The organism is Acidimicrobiales bacterium (genome assembly GCA_035316325.1).
GTDB lineage: Bacteria > Actinomycetota > Acidimicrobiia > Acidimicrobiales > VFJN01 > DASXTK01.
This window is the reverse complement of the sequence record DATHJB010000236.1, coordinates 1-5,224: the sequence shown is the minus strand read 5'-3', so window position 1 is coordinate 5,224 and position 5,224 is coordinate 1. Positions and strand designations below refer to the sequence as shown.

Here is a 5,224-nt window from a genome sequence, read left to right as displayed (position 1 = left end):
GACGAGCTGCCCTACACGGACACCGGGAAGCTGCTGCGACGCGCTGTCCGCGAGCTCCTTGGTACAGTCATATGACCTTGAGGGGAGAACAGTGTATGCCAACTGGGCGTGACGAGCTGAGGAACTACGTCGGTGGCGCCTGGCGGGCCTGCTCGGGCTCGGCCACGGCCGACGTCTGGAACCCGGCGACGGGTGACGTCGTCGCCTGGGTGCGCGCCAGCAACGCCGACGACGTGGCGGCGGCGATCAGATCGGCCTCCGAGGCCGCGCGAGTGTGGCGACGGGTGCCACCCAACGACCGGGCTCAGTACCTGTTCCGGCTCAAGGCCCTGCTCGAGCCTCGGGTCGAGGACCTTGCACGGTCGATCACCGAGGAGCACGGGAAGGTGCTCGCCGAGGCCAGGGGGGAGGTGCGCCGAGCCATCGACAACGTGGACATGGCCTGCGGCACGCCGGCGCTGCTCCAGGGTCGTTTCGCCGAGGACATTGCCCACGGCGTGGACGAGGCAATGATCCGCCAGCCGGTAGGGGTCTGCGTCGGCATCGTGCCGTTCAACTTCCCGCTCATGATCCCGTGCTGGTTCCTGCCCTACGCCATCGCCTGCGGCAACCCCTTCGTCCTCAAGGCCTCGGAGCGCACGCCCCGCACCGCGGGGCTGCTGTTCGAGATCCTCCACGAGCTCGGTCTGCCGCCCGGCGTGGTCGGCCTCGTCCACGGCGACGCCGCGACCGCCGAGCTGCTCATCGACCATCCGGACGTGCGGGCCGTCAGCTTCGTGGGGTCGACCCCTGCGGCCCGTGCCGTCTACGCCCGGGCCGCAGCCGGCGGCAAGCGTGCCCAGGCCCAGGGCGGCGCCAAGAACTCGCTGGTGGTGCTCCCCGACGCGCCCAGCCTCCCGGTGGCCAAGATCGCCGCCGAGAGCGCCTTCGGCAACGCCGGGCAGCGTTGCCTCGCCGGTGGCTCCGCCATCGTGGTCGGCGCCGCGAGCGACGGGTTCGTCGACGCGATCGCGGCCCTCGCGGCCTCGCGGAAACTCGGGAACGGCGTCGACGACGGCGTGGACCTCGGCCCGGTCATCACCGAGGCGAGCCGGGCCCGCGTCGAGGGCCTGATCGGCGTCGGTGCCGACGAGGGAGCGCGCCTCGTCGTCGACGGGCGCAAGGCTGTGGTGGACGGCGGCCACGGCGGCTTCTTCGTCGGTGCCACCGTGCTCGACGGGGTCGCCCCGGCCAGCACGCTGGCGACGACCGAGGTCTTCGGCCCGGTGCTCGGCATAACCCGAGCCCGTGACCTGGACGAGGCGATCCGGCTCGTCAACGGCGGCAGCTTCGGGAACATGGCCTGCCTGTTCACGAGCAGCGGCCAGGCGGCCCGCCGGTTCCGCTACGAGGCGCAGGTCGGCAACGTCGGCATCAACGTGGGTGTGGCCCAGCCGATGGCCTCGTTCCCCTTCAGCGGCTGGGGCGACAGCTTCTTCGGCGACCTCCACGCCCACGGCCACCACGCGATCGAGTTCTTCACCCAGACCAAGGTGGTCGTCGAACGGTGGCCATGACCCGCGCCGCCTTGGCGGACGCGACGCGCGATGGCCAGGCGACCCTCTGGTTCCGCGCCCGGCTCACCGACTGGATCGACGAGCACCTCGACGAGCTGACCCCCGACTACCCCGACCACGGCACCACCGAGCAGCTGCTCGCCCACCAGCGCCAGGTGCAACGGCTGCTGTTCGACGCCGGCTGGATGCGTTGGGGTTGGCCGGAGGACGTCGGGGGGCTCGGAGGCACGCCGCTGTTCCGAGCCGTGCTCGGCGAGGAGCTCACCGGGCGCGGCCTGGTGCACAGCGCCGCCTACTCGATGCCCGAGGTGCTCGCGCCCGCGGTCGTGCGCTTCGCCGACTCGGCGCTGGCCGCTGCCGCCTTGCCGCCGCTGCTGCGCGGGGACGACCTGTGGTGCCAGGGCTTCTCGGAGCCCGATGCCGGCAGTGACCTCGGCTCATTGCGCACCACCGCCCGACCGGATGGCGACGACTGGGTGATCAGCGGCCAGAAGCTCTGGACGAGCTGGGCCCACCATGCCTCGCACTGCATCGTGCTCGCCCGGACCGAAGGGCCCGAGTCCGGGTCCCGGGGCATCACCGCGTTCTTCGTCGACATGGGCTCGCCGGGGCTGCACGTGCGGCCGCTCGACACGATGGCCGACGTCGACGAGTTCTGCGAGACCTTCTTCGACAACGTCCGCGTCCCCACCTGGAGCATGCTGGGCGCCCGAGGCCAGGGCTGGGAGGTTGCCCAGCACATCCTCGCCTGCGAACGCGGCCCCATCTTCTGGCAACGAGGGGGCTGGCTGCTCCACCACCTGGGTGAGGTCGCGACGCTCGTCGAGCCCGGCGACCACGAGGCGGAACGCCTGCTCGGCAAGGCCTTCGCCGCGGTGTTCGCGCTGCGGGCCCGCTCCCGGCTCACGCAGCACCGGTTCGCCGAGGGCAACGTCAGCGGGCCTGACTCGTCGGTCGACAAGATCCTCATCGCGGCCGCCGACCAGGCCGTCTTCGACGCCAGCCGGCTGATCCTCGCCGGATCGGTCGAGCTCGACGACACGTCTCGAGCCGACCGGTTCCGCAAGGAGTGGCTGTACTCCCGGGCCGCCACGATCTACGGCGGCACGAGCGAGATCCAGCGCGACATCATCGCCGGCCGCGTCCTCGACCTGCCCCGGCCGGGCCGATGAACCTCGACGAGATCGAGCTTCTCGAGGCAGCGGTCGAGACGATGGCGTCGCGTCACGACGGGCCGGAGCTGACCGACGCCCTCGACGGCTTCGGCTGGATCGAGCTGCTCGACAGCGCACCCGAGGTCGCCGTCCCCAGCGTGTTCGTGGCGCAGGGCCGCCTGGGCGTGTGGTCGGCCGCGTTCCACGACGTGCTCGCCGCCCGCATCGAGGCGCTCGGGGCCGACTTGGATCCTCGCTCGGTCGCCGTCGTTGTGCCCCCGCCGCGGGCCGCGACCGCCGGCCGTGCCTCCGGCGGCGCCGTCACCGTCGACGGCCTCTGCATCGGAGCCCGACGCGACCTCGAGTGGCTCGTGGTCGCGGCGACCGAGCCGAGTGGCGCCGTCGCCCTGTTCCGCGTGGTGTCCGGGGGCGTCTCGGTGGTCGCCGCCCGGGGCCTCGATCCGGATCTGCACGTCGCCCGCGTCCGGGCCCACGTCGACGGTGGCGGTGCCGAGGTCCTGGCGCGTGACGCGGCGGCGTCGGCGTGGTGGTCGGTGGCCGAGGCTACGGGCCGGCGTGCCCTCAGCCATCAGATCTGCGGGGCGCTGGGCGCCATGCTCGCGCTCGCCCTCGTCCACGCCCGCGAGCGGGCCCAGTTCGGGCAGCTCGTCGGCACGTTCCAGGCGGTGCGTCACCGGCTGGCCGAGGCCTACGTCGCCGTGTCCGCGGCCGAGGCCGCGGCCCAGGCGGCATGGGACAGCGACGACCCCGGGCTGGCGGCAGCGACGGCGAAGCTCGTCACCAGCCAGGCCTGCGAGGTCACCGTGAAGCACTGCCAGCAGGTGCTGGCCGGCATCGGCTTCACCGCCGAGCACCCGTACCAGCGCCTCATGAAGCGAGTGGTGGTGCTCGACCGGCTCCTCGGCAGCGCCTCCGACCTCGCACCGATCGTCGGTCGGCACCTGGTCGCCAGTGGAACCGCGCCACGGCTGGTGGAGCTGTGAGCCCACCCGTGCGGACCGACGGTGGCGCGGTCCGGATCCTGACGCTCGACCGGCCGGCGACCCTGAACGCGGTCGACGAGGACCTGCACGCAGCCCTCCTCGCGGCGCTCCGAGCCGTCGCGGCCGACGAGGAGGTTCGCGCCGTCGTGCTCACCGGGAGCGGACGGGCCTTCAGCGCCGGCGGCGACCTCGACCTCATCCGGGCGATGGGCGACGACGTCGGCCTGCGGCGCGACGTGCTGGGCCAGGGCCGGGACATCTTCCACCTGCTGACCACGCTGTCGGTCCCGGTCGTCGCCGCGATCAACGGGCCGGCCGTCGGCGCCGGCTGCACGCTGGCCCTGCTGTGCGACATCGTCGTCATGGCGGAGGACACCCACCTCGCCGACCCCCACGTCGCCCTCGGGCTCGTCCCCGGCGACGGGGGAGCGGTGCTCTGGCCGCTCGTGGCCGGCCTGGCCGCGGCGCGCGCCTACCTCCTCACCGGCGACCGGCTGCCGGCCCAGGAGGCCCATCGCCTCGGGCTCGTCCATCGGATCGTGCCCCGTCCCGATGTGCTCGCAGTGGCCATCGCTCTCGCCGAGCGCATCGCCGCTCTTCCGGCCTTCGCCGTGAGGGAGACGAAGCGCTGTCTCGACGCCTACGTCGCCGCAGCCGCCCGGGTCGTCTTCGAGCGGGCCCTGGCCGGCGAGGACCGGAGCTTCGACACCGACGAGCACCGTGCCGCGGTGGAGGCGCTCGGTCGCCGCAAGGATTCGACGTGACCGGGTCGACCCCACGCGTCGCCATCGTGACGGGCGGCACCCGCGGCCTGGGCGCCGCGGTCGCGACTCGGCTCAACGCCCAGGGCGTCCGGGTGGTCGCGGTCTACCGCAGCGACGACGAGGCCGCCGCGAAGCTGCAGCACGGCGTGGAGACTCCGGCGTTGCTCGACGTCCGGCGGGCCGACGTCAGCGAGCCGGAGGCGTGCACCGCGCTGAGCGGGTCCGTCTTCACGAGGTACGGCCGCATCGACCACCTGGTGAACAACGCCGGCTCGCTGGACGAGCGGCTCGTCGCCGAGATCACCCCCGACGGATGGGAGCGCAGCCTGCGCGCCAACCTGTCGACCGCCTTCCACATGACGCAGGCCGTCCTCGAACCGATGCGGCGCCAGCGCTTCGGCCGCATCGTCAACGTCTCCTCGGTCACCGCGGTGATGGGCAGCGCGTTCCAACTGCACTACGCCGCCGCGAAGTCGGGCCTGATCGGCCTCACCCGCTCACTGGCCCGCGCCACCGCCCGGCGAGGCATCACCGTGAACTGCGTCCTGCCCGGGGGCTTCGAGACCGAGATGCTCGACCAGATGTCGCTGACCGACCGCGCCCAGGTGGAGAGCATGGTCCCCGTCGGCCGCTTCGGTCGCCCCGACGAGCTGGCCCACGTCGTGGCCGCCCTGCTCCACGACGACGCCTCCTACGTCACCGGAGCGGTGATCCCCATCGACGGCGGCCTCGGCATGGGGGCGTAG

General features: G+C 72.9%; 5 protein-coding genes. All 5 read left to right on the top strand.

What is annotated here, in order from left to right; all coding sequences use genetic code 11:
- The first annotated feature begins 95 nt into the window (after window positions 1-95).
- From mmsA to VK611_30360, 5 genes are read left to right on the top strand one after another with little or no spacing between them, the layout of a single operon-like run.
- On the top strand, window positions 96-1,556 hold the full coding sequence (gene mmsA, locus VK611_30380; GenBank protein HMG45676.1) for a CoA-acylating methylmalonate-semialdehyde dehydrogenase: 1,461 nt from the start codon (window positions 96-98) through the stop codon (window positions 1,554-1,556).
- A complete protein-coding gene (locus VK611_30375; protein HMG45675.1) occupies window positions 1,553-2,728 on the top strand; it encodes an acyl-CoA dehydrogenase family protein in 1,176 nt (391 codons plus the stop codon). Before mmsA ends, VK611_30375 begins: the two co-directional genes overlap by 4 nt.
- Window positions 2,725-3,714, top strand: coding sequence for an acyl-CoA dehydrogenase family protein (locus tag VK611_30370; protein ID HMG45674.1), 990 nt, complete (start codon window positions 2,725-2,727; stop codon window positions 3,712-3,714). Before VK611_30375 ends, VK611_30370 begins: the two co-directional genes overlap by 4 nt.
- Window positions 3,715-3,722: 8 nt before the next feature.
- Window positions 3,723-4,478: an enoyl-CoA hydratase/isomerase family protein gene (locus VK611_30365; GenBank protein HMG45673.1), complete on the top strand. Its 756-nt coding sequence runs from the start codon at window positions 3,723-3,725 to the stop codon at window positions 4,476-4,478.
- Window positions 4,475-5,224 carry an SDR family oxidoreductase gene (locus VK611_30360; protein ID HMG45672.1) on the top strand — a complete coding sequence of 250 codons (750 nt, stop codon included), beginning with the start codon at window positions 4,475-4,477 and terminating at the stop codon, window positions 5,222-5,224. Before VK611_30365 ends, VK611_30360 begins: the two co-directional genes overlap by 4 nt.